We start from the raw sequence: 16,077 nt of genomic DNA on the forward strand, positions 1-16,077 counted from the left end.
ATGGCAATCGCAGAAGGCATCGAACAGGATCGTTGGACTCGCGTCAAAGGGCGGCTGCGCTCGACGGTGGGAGAGGACGTTTATTCAAGCTGGTTCGCGCGCATGGATCTTGAGCGCGTTGGTGGAGAAAGCGTGCATCTGTCGGTGCCGACACGCTTCCTCAAGAGCTGGATCCAGACCCATTACGCCGACCGCGTGCTGAGCTGCTGGCAGGCGGAATTGCCCGACGTCCATCGCATCGACCTGACCGTGCGCACACCGGTCCGCGCTCCCGCCGTCGTCAAGGACGCCAGAACGAGCGTCGAGGAACGGTTGAGCGAGCACGAACACCGTCCGTCCGAACTGCGCGCGGTTGCAACCGTGCCGGTGTCGGCCAGCCATGAAGCGCTCGGCGGCTCGCCGCTCGATCCGCGCCTGACGTTTGCGACCTTCGTTGGCGGCCGCTCCAACACGCTGGCGCTCGCCGCCGCGCGTCAGGTCGCCGAAGGCCGCCGTGGTGACAACGTGATGTTCAACCCGCTCTACATCCACGCGGGCGTCGGCCTCGGCAAGACCCATCTGCTGCAAGCGGTGACCTGGGCCGGCAATTCGGCTGACCGCAAGGTGCTGTATCTCACCGCCGAAAAATTCATGTACGGCTTTGTCGCGGCGCTGAAGACGCAGACCGCATTGGCCTTCAAGGAAGCGCTGCGCGGCATCGACGTGCTGGTGATCGACGATCTGCAATTCCTGCAAGGCAAGTCGACTCAGGCAGAATTCTGCCACACGCTGAACGCGCTGATCGACGCCGGGCGTCAGGTGGTGATCGCGGCGGATCGTCCGCCGTCCGATCTGGAAAGCCTCGATGATCGCGTGCGCTCGCGCCTTGCGGGCGGCCTCGTGGTCGAGATGGGCGCGCTCGGCGAGGAGCTGCGCCTCGAAATCCTCAAGTCGCGCGTTTCCGCCGCCCGCACCCATCATGCGAGCTTCGACGTGCCGCTGCCGGTGCTGGATTATCTCGCCAAGGCCATCACCCATAACGGCCGCGACCTGGAGGGCGCGATCAACCGCCTGCTGGCCCATTCCAAGCTGAATTCCACTTCGGTGACGCTGGAGATGGCGGAGCGCGAGGTCCGCGACCTGATCCGTCCGCAGGAGCCGCGCCGGGTCAAGATCGAGGACATCCAGCGCGTCGTCGCGCGGCAATACAATGTCAGCCGCTCGGACCTGCTGTCCTCGCGCCGCACCGCCAATGTGGTGCGCCCGCGTCAGGTGGCGATGTATCTCGCCAAGACCCTGACGCTGCGCTCATTGCCGGAAATCGGACGCCGGTTCGGCGGTCGCGACCACACCACCGTGCTGCACGCGGTGCGCAAGATCGAGGCGCTGGTGTCCAAGGATATTGCGCTGTCCGATGAGGTCGAACTTCTGAAACGGCAGTTGCAGGAATAATAACAGGGGGATCGGGCCGTTAATTCGGCGGGCGCTCTCTTGCGAAATCCCGCCATTCACGGCACTTTACCCGCCCCGCGACAGGGGCGGGCGCCCTGCCCGCTCTGCGCGGTGCCATGACCGGCGCGCCTTCGCGGCTGCCCGGTTTTCCATGATCGATGGCAGGCGGAGTGTCATGAAAGTTACGGTCGAACGCGCGCAACTGTTGAAGTCCCTCGGGCACGTCCACCGCGTGGTCGAACGCCGCAACACCATTCCGATCCTCGGCAACGTGCTGATCCGCGCCGAGAACGCCAAGCTGAGCCTGAAGGCGACCGATCTCGACCTCGAGGTCACCGAAACCCTGCCGGCGGAGATCGCCACCGGCGGCTCCACCACCGTGCCCGCGCATATGTTCCACGATATCGTGCGCAAATTGCCGGACGGTTCGCAGATCGTGCTGGAAAGCGACGGCGAGCGCGCGGTGCTGGCGATCCGCGCGGGGCGCTCGCGCTTCACCCTGCAAACCCTGCCGGAAAGCGATTTCCCCGATCTCGCGGCGGGCGAGATGACGCATTCGTTCACGCTCACCGCCGCCGACGTCAAGCGCCTGATCGACCGCACCCAGTTCGCGATCTCGACGGAAGAAACCCGCTACTACCTCAACGGCATCTATCTGCATGCCGCGGGCTCCGCCAAGGAGCAGACGCTGCGCGCGGTCGCGACCGACGGTCATCGTCTCGCACAGTTCGACCTGCCGCTGCCGAAAAGCGCCGCCGGAATGCCGGGGGTGATCGTGCCGCGCAAGACGGTCGGCGAAGTGCAGCGCCTGATCGAGGACAATGAAGCCGAGATTTCGGTCGAGCTATCGCAGGGCAAGATCCGCTTCACGCTCGCGAATGTGGTGCTGACCTCGAAGCTGATCGACGGCACCTTCCCCGATTACGGCCGCGTCATCCCACAGAACAACGAAAAGGAACTGATCGTCGACAAGCGCGATTTCGAAGCCGCCGTCGATCGCGTCTCCACGATTTCAAGCGAGCGCGGCCGCGCGGTGAAGCTCGCGCTGTCCGCCGGCAAGCTGGTGCTGTCGGTGGTCAATCCGGATTCCGGCAGCGCCACCGAGGAACTGGAGGTCGACTACGCCTCCGATCCGCTCGATATCGGCTTCAACTCGCGTTACCTGCTCGACATCGCCGCCCAGATTCAGGGCGACGCCGCGGTGCTCAAGCTCGCCGACCCCGGCTCGCCGACGCTCATCCAGGACAAGGCCAACCGCGACGCGCTCTATGTGCTGATGCCGATGCGGGTGTGAGGGCTTTTGCCTTCACTCATGCTCGTCATGCCCGGCCTTGTGCCGGGCATCTATGTCTTTGCCATTCGATGTCCGAGACGTATTCAAGACGTGGATGGCCGGGACACGCCCGGCCATGACGAACATAAGTTGCCCATGACCTCCTCCCGCATCCTGCGCCTCAGCCTTACGCAATTCCGCAGCTATCGCGCGGCAAGCCTCGCGCCGCGCGGCGATCTCGTGGTGCTGGTGGGGCCGAACGGCGCGGGAAAAACCAACTGTCTCGAGGCGATCTCGCTGCTTGCACCCGGACGCGGCCTGCGCCGCGCGCGGTTCGAGGACATCGCCAACCGCGCGGGCGACGGCGGCAACGGCTCTTGGGCGGTTGCGGCGGAGGTCGAGGGCGCGGGCGGCCTCGCCACGCTCGGCACCGGCATCGACGCACCATCAGGGGAAGACGGCAGCGTCAAGCGCCGCATCCGCATCGACCGCGAAGCGGTTTCATCCGCCAGCGCTTTCGGCGAGCATCTGCGCATGGTGTGGCTGACGCCGTCGATGGACGGCCTGTTCACGGGTCCCGCATCCGAGCGGCGGCGCTTCTTCGACCGTCTCGTGCTCGCCATCGACAAGGATCATTCCTCGCGCGTCTCCGCGCTGGAGCGCTCATTGCGCTCGCGCAACCGCCTTTTGGAGGACCGCAATTTCGACCCGCACTGGTGCGAGGCGATCGAACGCGAGACCGCCGAGCTTGCCGTCGCGGTCGCCGCCCAGCGCGGCCATACCTTGCAGCGATTGAGCGCGATGCTGGCTGCGCGCGGCGCGACCTCGGCATTCCCGTCCGCGCGCATCACGCTCGACGGCTGGATGGAAAACGCTCTAACCAATGAGCCCGCCACGGCGGTGGAGGATCGCTACCGCGATATCCTGCGCAAGAGCCGCCTGCTCGATGCCGCCGCCGGGCGCACGCTGAACGGACCGCACCTCACCGATCTGCATGTGATCTACGCGCCGAAGGAGATGCCCGCGAAAGACGCCTCGACCGGCGAACAGAAGGCGCTGCTGATCGGCCTGATCCTCGCGCATGCAAGCCTCGTCGCCGAGATGACCGGCATCGTGCCGCTGTTGCTGCTCGATGAAGTGGTGGCGCATCTCGATCCGCGCCGCCGCGCCGCTCTGTTCGACGAACTCGCGATCCTCGGCGCGCAGGTCTGGATGACCGGCGCGGACCCGGCCGCCTTCGCGGAAGCGGGGGCGCGCGCGGACCGGTTCGATGTCGAGGACGGCGCGATTAGACCGCATGGATCTTGAAGCCGTCATTGCGAGCGAAGCGAAGCAATCCAGAAAAACTGGATTGCTTCGTCGCAAGGGCTCCTCGCAATGACGAAAAAGCATCCTCGAAAACGGCTTCTGAACAGCCCGCGAATCAGGCTTTTTGCGCGCCCTTGAACGGCCCGTTTGAGGCCTTGAAAAACGGCTAAAAAATACTATTTTTTCAATAACTTGAGTGCATCTACTTTGTCCTAGGCGCAGCCCCCGTTTCGTGTCACAAATCAACATGTCGCAGCCTCGTTTTTCAGGCGCGTATTCGTCCTTCCGCAAAGGCCTTTCATGAGCGAACCCGCCCGCAAGTCGCCCTCCGAACCGGCTGCCGAATACGGCGCCGAATCGATCCGGGTCCTGAAGGGTCTCGACGCGGTCCGCAAGCGTCCGGGCATGTATATCGGCGACACCGATGACGGCTCCGGCCTGCATCACATGGTCTACGAAGTCGTCGACAACGGCATCGACGAAGTGCTCGCCGGTCACGCCACGCGCGTCGAAGTCACCTTGAATCCCGACAATTCGGTGACCGTGTACGATGACGGCCGCGGCATCCCGACCGACATTCACAAGGGCGAAGGCATTTCCGCGGCCGAGGTCATCATGACCCAGCTTCATGCCGGCGGAAAATTCGACCAGAATTCCTACAAGGTGTCCGGTGGACTGCACGGCGTCGGCGTCTCGGTCGTCAACGCGCTGTCGAGCAAGCTCGCATTGCGCATCTGGCGCAACGACAAGGAACACTATATCGAGTTCAAGCACGGCGACGCGGTGGCGCCGCTCGCGGTGGTCGGCGATGCCAACGGCAAGCGCGGCACGGAAGTCACGTTCCTCGCCTCCACCGAGACCTTCACCCACACCGATTACGATTTCGACACGCTGGAGCATCGCCTGCGCGAGTTGGCGTTCCTCAATTCCGGCGTTCATATCGTGCTGTCGGACAAGCGCCACGCCGTCGAGCGACGCGAGGAACTGCATTACGAGGGCGGCGTTGAGGCTTTCGTGAAATTCCTCGACCGCAACAAGAAGGCCGTGGTCGATACCCCGATCGTGATGCGTGCCGAACAGAACGGCATCAGCGTCGAAGTGGCGATGTGGTGGAACGACAGCTACCACGAGAACGTGCTCTGCTTCACCAACAACATTCCCCAGCGCGACGGCGGCACGCACCTCGCCGGTTTCCGTGGCGCGCTGACGCGCCAGATCACCGGCTATGCCGAAGGCATGGCGAAGAAGGAAAAGATCGCGCTCACCGGCGACGATTGCCGCGAAGGCCTCACTGCCGTTCTCTCGGTGAAGGTGCCGGACCCGAAATTCTCCTCGCAGACCAAGGACAAGCTGGTCTCCTCCGAAGTTCGCCCGGTGGTCGAGAACGTGCTCAACGCCTCGCTCTCCGCCTGGCTCGAGGAACATCCGACCGAGGCCAGGACCATCGTCGGCAAGGTGATCGAGGCGGCCGCCGCGCGCGAAGCCGCGCGCAAGGCGCGCGATCTCACCCGCCGCAAGGGCGCGCTCGACATCGCCTCCCTGCCCGGCAAGCTCGCCGACTGCCAGGAACGCGATCCGGCGAAGTCCGAACTCTTCATCGTCGAGGGCGATTCCGCGGGCGGCTCCGCCAAGCAGGGCCGCAACCGCGAATTCCAGGCCGTGCTTCCCCTGCGCGGCAAGATCCTCAATGTCGAGCGCGCGCGCTTCGACAAGATGCTCTCCTCCGAGCAGATCGGCACGCTGATCACCGCGCTCGGCACCGGCATCGGCCGCGACGATTTCGACCTGTCGAAGCTGCGCTACCACAAGATCATCGTGATGACGGATGCCGACGTCGATGGCGCCCACATCCGGACGCTGCTCCTGACGTTCTTCTTCCGCCAGATGCCGTCGCTGATCGAGGGCGGGCACCTCTATATTGCCCAGCCGCCGCTCTACAAGGTGACGCGCGGCAAATCCGAGCAGTACCTGAAGGACGAGCGCGCGCTCGAGGATTATCTGATCGAGACCGGCCTCGACGATTGCATTCTCAAGCTCGCCACCGGCGAGGAGCGCAAGGGCCGCGACCTGCAAACGCTGGTGGAGGATGCCCGCACCATTCGCGGACTGCTCGCCAACATTCATTCGCGCTATAACCGCAGCGTGGTGGAACAGGCCGCGATCGCCGGGGTGCTGAACACGGGCGTGATTGGCAACCCCGAGACCGCCAACGCCGCCGCCGATTACATCGCCAAGCGTCTCGATGCGCTCGCGGACGAAGTCGAGCGCGGCTGGAGCGGGGTCTTCACCGAGGGACAGGGTTTCACCTTCGAACGCACCGTGCGCGGCGTGCGGGAGATCGCGGCGATCGACGACGCGCTTCTGTCCTCCGCCGAAGCCCGCAGGCTCGACGAGTTTGCTCCCTCGTTGCAGGACGTCTACCCGCGCAGCGCCATGCTCCGCCGCAAGGATTCCGAAACGGCGATCCACGGCCCGGTCGGCCTGTTCGAGGCCGTCACAGACGCAGGGCGCAAGGGTGTCGCCTATCAGCGCTACAAAGGCCTCGGCGAGATGAACCCCGACCAGTTGTGGGAGACCACGCTGGACACCAACGCGCGTTCACTGTTGCAGGTGAAGATCCGCGAGGTCGATGCCGCCGACGACATCTTCACCAAGCTGATGGGCGACATCGTCGAGCCGCGCCGCGAGTTCATTCAGGACAACTCGCTCGACGCCAACGTGGACGTCTGAATTCCCTTCATCGGCACCGGACCCATCCGGCCGATGATCCTGTCTTGAGCATGAGAGCTTGAGCAGGCCGGGCGAACTGCGCCCCGATGTCGCTTCCCCACGTTCGTGATGGATTCTTGACCGACATCAATTCGTTCCGACCCCTTGCCGCGCTATCCAGATCGAGAATCTCGGCAGGATCGGATGCGCGCGCGGCGCATCCGGCCGATCGATCTCCGGAAGCACCTGAAGGAGTCATCATGTCGTTGTTTGTTCGCCTCCTGCTGTTTCTCTCCGCTCCGATCACTGCGCTGTTCGTGTCGCGCGACGCCCTCAATTTCAGCGTTATCCAGACCTTCGTTGCGACGGGGCTCGCCGCCCTCATCGTATTCGCCTTCGCCTTTTGGCCGTTCGGCCCCAAGACCAAAGCGAAGAATGAATCGAAACACGAGGCCCGGCCGAACGGCTCCGGTGGCACCGCGTGAGGAACGTGTTCAGAATCGGGTGCGAAACTACGGCTGCCAACTTCTAAAAGCTTTCGCATCTACGGATAGCATCGCCCGATACACCGCGCCGTCGCGGGATCCTTCAATCGCGCATAATCACGTAACGGTTTCGTCCTTCCGCCTTGGCCTGATAAAGCGCGCGGTCGCTTTTCGATAAAAGCTCGGCTGGGTTTGGCCGCGCGGGCGGGACGACGACCATGCATCCGCAGCTCAGCGTCAGATAAGGCGAGACCGAAGACGATTCATGCGGAATTCGGAGCTCCGCGAGGGCTTCCGAGATTCGCCCCAGCACCATCTCGGGACGGTCCATGCCCGGCAACAACAACACGAACTCTTCACCGCCATAGCGGGCCGCCAGATCGTAGGGCCTGCGTGCAACGGAAGCGAGAATTCCGGCCACGGCCTTCAAAGCCCCATCACCTTCCGCATGCCCGTAACGGTCGTTGTACTTCTTGAAAAAATCGACATCGATCATGACCACGGTGACCGGCTGCTGAAGGCGGAAGGCCTGTAGACAGGCTTTCTCCAGTTCCTGATCCAGAAAACGGCGGTTCGCGATGCCTGTCAGCGGATCCTGTAGGACCTGCTTGCCGAGTTCTTCTCCGAGGCGCAGCAGCTCCGCGCGCTCTTTCTGTAGCGACAGATTGCGGTCCTTTAATTGCTGCTCCGCGAGCCAGCTTTCGGTGATATCGATGACGAACCCAATCGCACGGCTAGAGACTCCCGTCGCGCGGTCCGGGATCGCGGCCGCCGATCTCACCCAGCGGATGCTACCATCCGGCCGCACGATCCGGAACACGATTCCGTAGTTCGTCTTGTCGGCGCGCAAACGTGCCGCCGTCTCCTCCACTTCCGTCGCCCGATCGACGTCCTCGGGATGAATGAACGTCCGGAATTCGGCGATCGAATGGATCGGCTTTTGCGGATCGCGCCCCATGATGCGGTACCATTGCTCGTCGCAATACAGCTCATCCCGCTCCAGATCGTAATCCCAGATGCCAAGACCGCCGACGCGCGCCGCCAGCAGCAGGCGCTCGTGCTCCTCGCGGATTCGATGCTCGTTCTGCTTGAGATCAGTGATGTCGTGAGCAATGGTAACCAGCCCTGCGATGACACCGGCGTGATCGCGGTGCGCGCTCCGGCTCATCAGGAGCGTCCTGCTTCCTTTCCCGACAATAAAGGTTTGCTCGCTGACCGCCGTCCGTCCGGTCAGAAGAATTTTTTCTTCCTCCTGTCGCAGCGACTCTCCAATCTCCGGGCCAAAAAGATCGATCACGGTTTTACCCAGCGCCTCGGCCTGCGACACTCCACTTAGTCTTTCCGCGCTACGACTCAAAACCTGGAAGCGGCCTGCCTCGTCTTGCAGGAAAATTCCATCCTGCGCGCTGTCCATGACGGATTGAAGTTTCTCCTGCGCCTCACGCAGTTCCCTTGTGCGCCGCTCGACACGCCCTTCCAGGGTCCTGTTCAATTCGGAGATGGCTATCGCCGCCGCCTCCTTCTCGGTGAGATCGCGCGCAAGACCAAGAAACAATTTGCGCCCCGCCACCATCTGGCAGGTGACACTAATCTCGACCGGGAAGACCGAACCATCCTTGCGCCTTGCCGCTTCGCGAAACGTCATGGCCATGCCGGGTGGCGCTTCCGCCCACTGGATCAGATTCTGCGCGGCCGGAGCCCCACGGGAGATATCGCTGATCGACATCCTGAGAAGTTCTTCGCGCGTGTAGCCAAGATCGATGCAAGATCGCTCATTGACGTCGAGGATGCGCCCTTGGGCATCGTGAACAAAGAATCCGTCCGGCGCGCTTTCGATCAAAATACGAAAGCTGTTCTTGATCTCATCTGGCGCGTTCACAACGCCTCCGTGATCTGCGCGCGGCTCTCAAGGCCGAATAAATAAAATATCCACAAGCAGTTCTTGTTACTATTTATACGAACATTGGTTACCAATTCTTGCATCGAACATGTTGCGAGTCGATTGATTTGATCGGCGGATGTTCCGCCGAATCGATTGAGCTCCGCGCGCTGGCGGTATCGGTTCCACATTCTTGCAGACAGCAGCCTGCGCTGTCTTTCAAGCTCCAGGGAACCCGGCCGCCCGACACAATGTCCAGTCCGCCCATAGTTCAGGATACCCCGGCCTCGCCCCCGGACGCGGAGAATGTATAATCGCGCGTCCTTGCCAGGGAGATGTGCGATGAGCTGGATGCCTTCCAACGATCCGATCCTCGGCGATCCGCAATCCTGCGACGCGCTCGAACTCGTGATCGTGCCGCGCACCCGCGATCTCGGCGACGGTTTCGCCGTCCGGCGCGCGCTGCCGCACGGCAAGCGGCAGATGGTCGGCCCCTTCATCTTCTTCGATCATTTCGGTCCGGTGCAATTCATCGCAGGGCAAGGCATGGACGTGCGCCCGCATCCGCATATCGGACTTGCCACCGTCACCTATCTGTTCGACGGCAGCATCATGCATCGCGACAGCGAGGGCAACATTCAGGAGATCAAGCCCGGCGCGATGAACCTGATGACCGCCGGGCGCGGCATCGCGCACTCCGAACGCACGCCGGACGTGCCGCGCGCCAACGGGCAGACAATGCTCGGCCTGCAAAGCTGGATCGCGCTGCCGATCGGACGTGAGGAAATCCCTCCCTCCTTCCAGCATTACAGCGCCGACAGCCTGCCGCTCGTCAGCGACACCGGACTGAAAGCGCGGATCATCGCGGGCCAGGCGTTCGGCGCGGCGTCGCCGGTCGATCAGACCTCCGAATGGTTCTACGCCGAGGTCAGTCTCGATGCCGGATCGCGCGCGCCGCTCGACGCCGACCATGAGGAGCGCGCGGTCTATCTCGTCGAAGGCGAGGTCGAGATCGCGCATGAGCGTTATGAAGCGCCGCGCCTTCTGATCTTCCGCCCCGGCGACCGCATCACCATCAATGCGGTGACGCCCACAAAAATGATGTTCCTCGGCGGCACCGCGCTGGAGGGGCCGCGTTATATCTGGTGGAATTTCGTCTCCTCGAGCCGCGAGCGCATCGAACAGGCCAAGCAGGACTGGAAGACGGGCCGCTTCGCGCATGTGCCCGAGGAAACAGAATTCATTCCCCTGCCGGAATGACGAACCATATTGCCTCATGAGCGGAGACGCCCGACCAATGCCAAGTCTGACATTCGACCGCGCCTTTCTCACCAATCTGCTCGGCACCCTGACCGATCGCGGTCGCGACCTGATCCGCGGGTTGACGCAGACATCGCCGCACCGCATCGCCGACGGCGAACTCGCGGAGCTTGGTGAAACCCTGCTGTCCCGTCGCGGCGAAGCCACCGGCGTCGCGCTCGCGCAGGCGCTGCTCGCCGGTTATGAAGCAGCAACCCCCGAGCAGCGTCTCGCCTTCCTCGACGCGCTGGCCGGTCTGTTCGGCCCCGAGCGCGACGCCATCGAGCGCGCGATCGAAAAGGTGCGCGCCGAGGGAATGAGCCCGGCTGCCGTCAGCGACCTGCATGACGCCGCGGAGCCTCGGCGGCAGGAATTGATCCGCCGCCTCAACCTCGCGCCCGGCGGCACCGCCGCGCTGGTGCGGATGCGCGAAGAACTCCTGACGCATCTTGCCGAACATCCGCAACTGCGCCCGGTCGATAACGATTTCGTCCATTTGTTCGCATCATGGTTCAATCGCGGCTTTCTGGTGCTGCACCGGATCGACTGGACCACGCCCGCCAACATCCTGGAAAAAATCATCCGCTACGAGGCGGTGCACGCGATCAGGAACTGGGACGATCTGCGCAACCGCCTCGCGCCGGCGGACCGGCGCTGCTACGGCTTTTTCCATCCACGCCTTGTCGATGAGCCGCTGATCTTCGTCGAGGTCGCGCTGACGAAGGAAATTCCCGGCGCCATCGCGCCGCTGCTCGAAGACGCGCGCACGCCGATCGATCCGCAGCAGGCGACCACGGCCGTGTTCTACTCGATCTCGAACACCCAGCGCGGCCTCGGCGGCATTTCCTTCGGCAATTTCCTGATCAAGCAGGTGGTCGAGGATTTGAAACGCGAATGGCCGAACCTCAACACCTTCGTCACGCTGTCGCCGGTGCCGGGCTTCGCATCATGGCTGGCGCGCGAGCGCGCGGCGGATAATTCGGCAGCCCTCGACGCCGCCGACAAGGAAACGCTCATGGCCATCGACCAGCCCGGCTGGATCAACGATCCAGCGACAGCCGAACGCGTCAAGCCGGTGATGCTGGCGGCGGCGGCCTATTATTTTCTCGAAGCCAAGGACAAGCGCGGACGCGCCGCCGATCCGGTGGCGCGCTTCCATCTCGGCAACGGCGCGCGGCTGGAGAAACTCGATTATCTCGGCGACACTTCGGCCAAGGGTCTCAAGCAATCGCACGGGCTGATGGTGAATTACTGCTACGACCTCGACGACATCGAGGCCAACCATGAGGCGTTCGTCGAGAAGGGCGTCATCGCAGCCTCAAGCGTCGTGCGCAAACGGCTTCAGACCAAGGCCGGTCTGAGCGGCGCGGCGTAACCCGAGACGTGATGAAGGCTCAGGCCGCGCCCGACAGATAGGCTTCGCGGCGGCCGATCATCCGCTCGGCCGCGATCTTCGCCGCTTCCCTGGTGTCGGTCGCGCAGATGCGATATTCGAGATTGGGCAGCACGATCGCATCGCGCCGGATGAAAAACGATTTCAGCGAACGCGACGGAATTCCCACGCGCGCCAGCGCCTCGGCGACGTTATCGACCGCGCCGAACGCGAACAACGCTCCGGTCGACGCAACACGCACTTCGTAAATTCCGGGGCCGATGGGCGCTTCGAGTTTGTCGCCGCGCGCTGCCGTCGGATAGCGCTTCCATTCGCCCCAGGTCGTAATCATCGTCGCCTCAAAAAGGTTAATCCAGAACAGGTCATATCGATTAGTGCGGTTCAACCCCGCAAGGTTCGATTCGTTCCGGATATGGCTCTCGCGAACGCCCGATTCAAGAATCTCGCGCGTTCGTGAAGGGCTAAAGTTCCTTATTACACGGGCAATCCGTGCTTCTGCGCCAGCTCTTTCAGCGAGGTCTGCGGCCGCGCGCCGATGTGCTGGATCACCTCCGCCGCCGCCATTGCGCCCAGCCGTCCCGCCTGCTCATAGCCGGCCTCGCGAACAAGACCGAACAGGAAGCCGGCGGCGAACAGATCGCCCGCACCGGTGGTGTCGATCACGTTCTTCGCCGGAAACGCGGAGACGGCGGTGATGCCCTCCTTCGCCGCGACCACGCAGCCCTTCTCACTGCGCGTCACCACACCGAGCGCGACATCGTTGCGCAACTGCGCAAGCGCCGCATCGAAGTCCTGCGTGTTGTAGAGCGAGCTCAACTCCGCCTCGTTGGCGAAGATCAGATCGACGGTCTTGTCGCGCATCAGGCCGATGAATTCATCGCGATAGCGGCCGACGCAGAACGCATCCGAAAGAGTGAGCGCAACCTTGCGGCCATGCTTGTGCGCGATCTGCGAGGCTTTCACGAACGCATCCTTGGCGTCCTTGGGGTCCCACAGATAACCTTCGAGATAGACGATGGACGCCGCCGCGATCTCATCCTCGACAATATCGGCCGCCGACAGATCCTGCGCCGCACCGAGATAGGTGTTCATGGTGCGCTCGCCATCGGGCGTCACCAGAATATATGAGCATCCGGTCGCAGGGCCCTGCGTCGCGGCCGCCGTGCCGAACGCAACGCCGGCGCTGCGGATGTCGTGCGCATAGAGCCGGCCGATCTGATCGTCCTTGATCTTGCCGACATAGGCCGCGCGCGCGCCAAGCTGGGCGATGCCGACAATGGTGTTGGCGGCAGAGCCGCCGGACACTTCCGTGGCCGGGCCCATATCGCTGTAGATCGAGGCGGCCCGCGCCTCGTCGATCAGCGCCATCGACCCCTTGGTCATGCCGTGGTCGGTCAGGAACTTGTCGTCCACCCGCACCAGAATATCGAAAAGGGCGTTGCCGATGCCGAGAACATCGTATTTGGCGCTGTTCATTAAGATTAATCCTGCGGAATGAGGCCGAAACCGGCTAAAGCTGGTAAGAGATGGAGGTATTCGCGGCGGTTTGAACGCCAGCGCGACCTATCACGACAAACCCTCTGCCAGCAAGCAGCCGAACCTTCGACCACTTCCAAAAACGCCGATGATCCGCCACATCCTCACGGTTTCCGCCGGAACGCTGATCTCGCGGGTCCTGGGTTTTCTCCGCGACACGCTGATCGCCGCCCTGCTTGGCGCGGGCCCCGTGGCGGATGCCTTTCTGGTCGCGCTGCAATTCATCAATGTCGCTCGCCGCGCGCTCTCCGAGGGCTCGCTGAACGCGGCACTGGTGCCGATCTATCTGCGGCTGCGCGACAGCGAGGGTGCGATCGCAGCGACCGCTTTCGCGGGGCAAGTCATGGGCAGCCTGTGCCTGATCCTGATCGGGATCGCCGTGGTGTTCACCGGACTGATGCCGCTCGTGATCGCGGTGATGGCGCCGGGCTTCATCGGCCAACAGACCATGCAGCTCGCCATCGATAATACGCGGCTGATGATGCCCTACTTCGCCTTCGTCGGCCCCATTACCGTCATGATGGGCGCGCTCAACGCCGAACGGCGATTTCTGCTCACCGCGTTCTCGCCGGTGCTGTTCAACATCATGATGATCGCCATCATCCTGTCGCTGCTGGTGTGGCATCACGATGCGCAGACCTCCGCGACGATCATCGCGGGCGCGGTCGGCGTCGCCGGCTGCTTCCAGATGCTGGTGCTGATCCAGCGCAGGCCATGGCGGGCGGGCCTTGCCGCGCCCATTCGCATTTCCTTCAATCCGCAGATTCGCGCCTTCTACCGCAAGGCGGTGCCCGGCATGATCGCGAATTCCGGCCCGCAATTCCTGATCGTCGCGGGCGCGATCATCGCCTCCAGCTCGCCCGCGGCTGTATCATGGCTCTATTTCGCCAACCGCCTGATCGAATTGCCGCTCGGCATGGTCGGCGTCGCCATGGGCACCGTGCTGATGCCGGAATTCACCCATGCGATCCAGAACAACGACCGCGCCGCCCTCACCCACGCGCAATCGCGCGGCATCGAACTCGCCGTCGGACTGGTGCTGCCCGCCACGCTCGGCCTGATCCTGCTGAGCGAGCCGATCATCGGCATCCTGTTCCAGCACGGCGCATTCACCGCGACCGACACGGCCGCCACCGCGCAGGCGCTGTCGGTGCTGGCGCTGGGATTGCCCGCCTACGTTCTGGTGAAGGTTCTGGCGCCCGCCTTTTTCGCGCGCGAGGACACGCGCACGCCGCTTCTCGCCACGCTCGCGGGCATCGCCAGCGCGGTGATCGCGGGCCTTCTCGTCGATCATCGCTTCGGCGTTTCCGGCATCGCCGCCAGCATCTCGCTCGGCGCATGGGTCTGTGCCCTGATCCTGACAGGATGCTGGGCATCCTCGTTCGGCTTCTCCATCGACGACGACGCGCGGCGGCGGCTGCCGCGCATCGCGCTGTGCGCCGCCATCATGGGGCTGACGCTTTTCACCTCGCAATATTTCGTCGCGGACCTGACGGCGAACGCCCCGTTCTTCCCGCGCCTCACGATTCTAGGCGGCATGGTGGCGGCCGGCATTTCGTTCTACGGGCTGCTGCTCGATCTGTTCAATGTCGTAAGCTGGGGCGAGGCTTTCGGCGACTTGCGCGACCGCAGCCCTCGTGGCAAGTGAGCGGCGGAAGCAGGTTGAAGCCTTCAGCGGCGCTTGCTCGGGAACGATATCATGACAGCGATCCAGCGGGTTTTTTCGGGCGTCCAGCCGACGGGCAATCTGCACCTCGGCAACTATCTCGGCGCCATCGTCAATTTCGTGAAATTGCAGCAGACTCACAACTGCATCTATTGCGTGGTGGACCTGCACGCGATCACGGTGTGGCAGAACCCGGTTGAGCTGACGCACAACATCCGCGAGGTGACGGCGGCATTTCTCGCCAGCGGCATCGATCCCGACAAGCATATCGTGTTCAACCAGAGCCAGGTCGCCGAGCACGCCGAACTCGCGTGGGTGCTGAACTGCGTCGCCCGCCTCGGCTGGCTCAATCGCATGACCCAGTTCAAGGAGAAGGCCGGCAAGGATCGCGAGAACGCATCCGTCGGCCTGTACGCCTATCCGAACCTGATGGCGGCGGACATTCTCGTCTATCGCGCGACCCATGTGCCGGTCGGCGAGGACCAGAAGCAGCATCTGGAACTGGCGCGCGACATCGCGCAGAAGTTCAACAACGATTTCTCGGAGTCCATCGCCGCCAAGGGCTACGACGCAAAATTTTTTCCGCAGCCCGAACCGCTCATCACCGGCCCGGCGACGCGCGTGATGAGCCTGCGCGACGGATCGAAGAAGATGTCGAAGTCAGACCCGTCGGATTATTCGCGCATCAACCTCACCGACGACGCCGACGCCATCGCGCAGAAGATCCGCAAGGCCAAGACCGATCCGGAACCGCTCCCCTCGGAAGAAGACGGCCTCAAGGCGCGCCCCGAGGCCGACAATCTCGTCGGCATCTACGCGGCACTCTCCGGCCGCACCAAGGCCGACGTGCTGCGCGAATTCGGCGGCGGACAGTTCTCGGGTTTCAAATCGACGCTGGTCGATCTGTCCGTGGACAAGCTCGGCCCGGTCGGCGCCGAGATGAAGCGGCTGATGCAGGACCCCGGCCATGTCGACGCCGTGCTGGTGAAGGGCGCGGAGCGCGCCCGCGCCATCGCGTTCGAGACCATGAAGGCGGTGAAGGACATCGTCGGCTTCGTGCAGCCGAAATAGCCCGGATTTCCGCGACATTTCGGCCCC

At 63.4% G+C, this 16,077-nt stretch carries 12 protein-coding genes; 9 read left to right on the forward strand and 3 right to left on the reverse strand.

Annotated features, from left to right (window positions below; translation table 11 throughout):
* The 5 genes from dnaA (at position 1) to AFIC_RS00025 (ending at position 7,206) form a co-directional block, all read left to right on the forward strand.
* Positions 1 to 1,431 carry a chromosomal replication initiator protein DnaA gene (dnaA, locus tag AFIC_RS00005; RefSeq protein WP_275247159.1) on the forward strand — a complete coding sequence of 477 codons (1,431 nt, stop codon included), beginning with the start codon at positions 1 to 3 and terminating at the stop codon, positions 1,429 to 1,431.
* Positions 1,432 to 1,606: 175 nt separating this feature from the next.
* Positions 1,607 to 2,725 carry a DNA polymerase III subunit beta gene (dnaN, locus tag AFIC_RS00010; RefSeq protein ID WP_275247160.1) on the forward strand — a complete coding sequence of 373 codons (1,119 nt, stop codon included), beginning with the start codon at positions 1,607 to 1,609 and terminating at the stop codon, positions 2,723 to 2,725.
* A gap of 135 nt (positions 2,726 to 2,860) precedes the next feature.
* Positions 2,861 to 4,012 carry a DNA replication/repair protein RecF gene (recF, locus tag AFIC_RS00015; RefSeq protein WP_275247161.1) on the forward strand — a complete coding sequence of 384 codons (1,152 nt, stop codon included), beginning with the start codon at positions 2,861 to 2,863 and terminating at the stop codon, positions 4,010 to 4,012.
* 300 nt (positions 4,013 to 4,312) lie between these two features.
* Positions 4,313 to 6,742 carry a DNA topoisomerase (ATP-hydrolyzing) subunit B gene (gene gyrB / locus AFIC_RS00020; protein ID WP_275247162.1) on the forward strand — a complete coding sequence of 810 codons (2,430 nt, stop codon included), beginning with the start codon at positions 4,313 to 4,315 and terminating at the stop codon, positions 6,740 to 6,742.
* 116 nt (positions 6,743 to 6,858) lie between these two features.
* On the forward strand, positions 6,859 to 7,206 hold the full coding sequence (locus AFIC_RS00025) for a hypothetical protein (protein ID WP_275247163.1): 348 nt from the start codon (positions 6,859 to 6,861) through the stop codon (positions 7,204 to 7,206).
* A 103-nt stretch (positions 7,207 to 7,309) separates the two neighbouring features.
* Here AFIC_RS00025 and AFIC_RS00030 read toward each other — a convergent pair whose 3' ends face one another.
* Entirely contained in the window at positions 7,310 to 9,085 is a 1,776-nt protein-coding gene (locus tag AFIC_RS00030; RefSeq protein ID WP_275247164.1) for a sensor domain-containing diguanylate cyclase, read from the reverse strand.
* 342 nt (positions 9,086 to 9,427) lie between these two features.
* Between AFIC_RS00030 and AFIC_RS00035 the strand changes: the two genes are divergently transcribed.
* Both AFIC_RS00035 and AFIC_RS00040 read left to right on the forward strand, forming a co-directional pair.
* A complete protein-coding gene (locus AFIC_RS00035; protein WP_275247165.1) occupies positions 9,428 to 10,345 on the forward strand; it encodes a pirin family protein in 918 nt (305 codons plus the stop codon).
* 37 nt (positions 10,346 to 10,382) lie between these two features.
* Positions 10,383 to 11,759: a malonyl-CoA decarboxylase gene (locus tag AFIC_RS00040; RefSeq protein ID WP_275247166.1), complete on the forward strand. Its 1,377-nt coding sequence runs from the start codon at positions 10,383 to 10,385 to the stop codon at positions 11,757 to 11,759.
* A 19-nt stretch (positions 11,760 to 11,778) separates the two neighbouring features.
* Here the strand turns inward: AFIC_RS00040 and AFIC_RS00045 are convergent, their stop codons facing one another.
* Complete coding sequence (locus AFIC_RS00045; protein WP_275247167.1) at positions 11,779 to 12,108, reverse strand: hypothetical protein; 330 nt, start codon at positions 12,106 to 12,108, stop codon at positions 11,779 to 11,781.
* 143 nt (positions 12,109 to 12,251) lie between these two features.
* Complete coding sequence (locus AFIC_RS00050) at positions 12,252 to 13,253, reverse strand: adenosine kinase (protein ID WP_275247168.1); 1,002 nt, start codon at positions 13,251 to 13,253, stop codon at positions 12,252 to 12,254.
* Positions 13,254 to 13,401: 148 nt separating this feature from the next.
* Here AFIC_RS00050 and murJ point away from each other — a divergent pair, with 148 nt between their 5' ends.
* Together murJ and trpS are read left to right on the forward strand one after the other, a co-directional pair.
* On the forward strand, positions 13,402 to 14,961 hold the full coding sequence (gene murJ / locus AFIC_RS00055; protein ID WP_275247169.1) for a murein biosynthesis integral membrane protein MurJ: 1,560 nt from the start codon (positions 13,402 to 13,404) through the stop codon (positions 14,959 to 14,961).
* Between the two features lie 51 nt (positions 14,962 to 15,012).
* Entirely contained in the window at positions 15,013 to 16,050 is a 1,038-nt protein-coding gene (gene trpS, locus AFIC_RS00060) for a tryptophan--tRNA ligase (protein ID WP_275247170.1), read from the forward strand.
* Positions 16,051 to 16,077: the final 27 nt, after the last annotated feature.

The sequence above is a fragment of the [Pseudomonas] carboxydohydrogena genome (genome assembly GCF_029030725.1).
Taxonomy (GTDB): Bacteria; Pseudomonadota; Alphaproteobacteria; order Rhizobiales; family Xanthobacteraceae; genus Afipia; species Afipia carboxydohydrogena.

Excerpts from the sequence above, each read along its gene's own strand:
- dnaA (WP_275247159.1), top strand. The coding sequence starts at position 1 with ATGGCAATCGCAGAAGGCATCGAACAGGATCGTTGGACTCGCGTCAAA.
- dnaN (WP_275247160.1), top strand. The coding sequence starts at position 1,607 with ATGAAAGTTACGGTCGAACGCGCGCAACTGTTGAAGTCCCTCGGGCAC.
- recF (WP_275247161.1), top strand. The coding sequence starts at position 2,861 with ATGACCTCCTCCCGCATCCTGCGCCTCAGCCTTACGCAATTCCGCAGC.
- gyrB (WP_275247162.1), top strand. The coding sequence starts at position 4,313 with ATGAGCGAACCCGCCCGCAAGTCGCCCTCCGAACCGGCTGCCGAATAC.
- AFIC_RS00035 (WP_275247165.1), top strand. The coding sequence starts at position 9,428 with ATGAGCTGGATGCCTTCCAACGATCCGATCCTCGGCGATCCGCAATCC.
- AFIC_RS00040 (WP_275247166.1), top strand. The coding sequence starts at position 10,383 with ATGCCAAGTCTGACATTCGACCGCGCCTTTCTCACCAATCTGCTCGGC.
- AFIC_RS00045 (WP_275247167.1), bottom strand. The coding sequence starts at position 12,108 with ATGATTACGACCTGGGGCGAATGGAAGCGCTATCCGACGGCAGCGCGC.
- AFIC_RS00050 (WP_275247168.1), bottom strand. The coding sequence starts at position 13,253 with ATGAACAGCGCCAAATACGATGTTCTCGGCATCGGCAACGCCCTTTTC.
- murJ (WP_275247169.1), top strand. The coding sequence starts at position 13,402 with ATGATCCGCCACATCCTCACGGTTTCCGCCGGAACGCTGATCTCGCGG.
- trpS (WP_275247170.1), top strand. The coding sequence starts at position 15,013 with ATGACAGCGATCCAGCGGGTTTTTTCGGGCGTCCAGCCGACGGGCAAT.